Origin of the sequence: Microvirga aerilata, assembly GCF_016743775.1 — a bacterium.
GTDB classification, from domain to species: domain Bacteria; phylum Pseudomonadota; class Alphaproteobacteria; order Rhizobiales; family Beijerinckiaceae; genus Microvirga; species Microvirga aerilata.
Map to the genome: position 1 here is coordinate 1 of NZ_JAEQMY010000313.1, position 996 is coordinate 996.

The 996-nt window shown below is 58.3% G+C and carries 2 protein-coding genes; one reads left to right on the top strand and one right to left on the bottom strand.

The features are described 5' to 3' along the window. Window positions 1–176: 176 nt before the first annotated feature. Window positions 177–395 (bottom strand): hypothetical protein, encoded by a 219-nt coding sequence (locus JKG68_RS32540; protein ID WP_202066585.1) that lies wholly within the window; start codon window positions 393–395, stop codon window positions 177–179. A 72-nt stretch (window positions 396–467) separates the two neighbouring features. On the opposite strand from JKG68_RS32540, the gene JKG68_RS35115 reads away from it, so the two are divergent. Beyond that, a complete protein-coding gene (locus tag JKG68_RS35115; RefSeq protein WP_376773255.1) occupies window positions 468–947 on the top strand; it encodes a DUF6894 family protein in 480 nt (159 codons plus the stop codon). Window positions 948–996 lie beyond the last annotated feature (49 nt).

The window sequence follows — 996 nt, forward strand, 5'->3', positions numbered from 1 at the left end:
CTTCGGCCATACCGGAGCCGCCATATGGCGAAGATGCGCCTCAGCTGTTACGACCTTCACGACGGTGAGTGTGTTGATGCAGCCGATCACGACTTAGCTCCCGTGACTCACATCACCACCAGTATTGAACTGCCCTGAAGCAGGGAGGGCGTGGAGCCTTCTCCATGGTGGCGCGGTTAGCCGGTGTGTTTCTCGATGAAGCGGTTCCAGGCGAGGACAGCCTCGCTCTCTGCATCCGCATCGGTGCCGCAAGGCTGCCCTAAAGGGCCGTGCGTTTCGTCGATCTCGTCGCAGGCATCACATATGAGGAAGGCCGCCACGCCGCGTTCCGTCTCCTCGAATCCGACGCTGAACTGGGTTCCTCCGCAGACGGGGCATGGTTTAGGGTCGGGCATTCCAACCTTCTAGGATCAAGGGCAGCATAGCCTATATTGAGTGTCCGTCACGCCCGGGCATGAGACCGCGCCATGTCGCATGACACCCAGTGCGGAACGGCTAACCTACCTGGCTTGTGCGTCGAGACACTGTCATATCTGGATCAGAGGCAGAGCATTGATCTAGCTGGAATCCCAACTTGTAGTCTCGCGGGGCTCCAAAACCACCAGCCTGAGGAGGATCCTGTGCCCTGCTTCTACTTCGATGTACGAGAGGGGACAAAGTTGACAGTCGATGACGAAGGCTTGGAGTTTGACAGCCTGGATGCTGCTGAGGACGGAGCAATCTCAGCTGCAGCTGATATCTGGCGGGACTTGCTGCGGGGGGGGCGACCCGCGTGCCGTTACGGTCGAGGTTCGGAACGAACACGGCCAGTGGGTGCTGACTGTCTCGGTAGCAATGGAAAGCCACCGGGTGGAGCCTCAACCGGTGCCCCCATGTGCATGCAAGAATGCTCCGCACAACTTTGCATAATGTCCCATGTGGAACTGCTAAGGGCAGCCTTCTATTGAGTTCATTGAAGCCTTGCTTATCGCAGGACCGTTCAAGGATCGTGTTGCC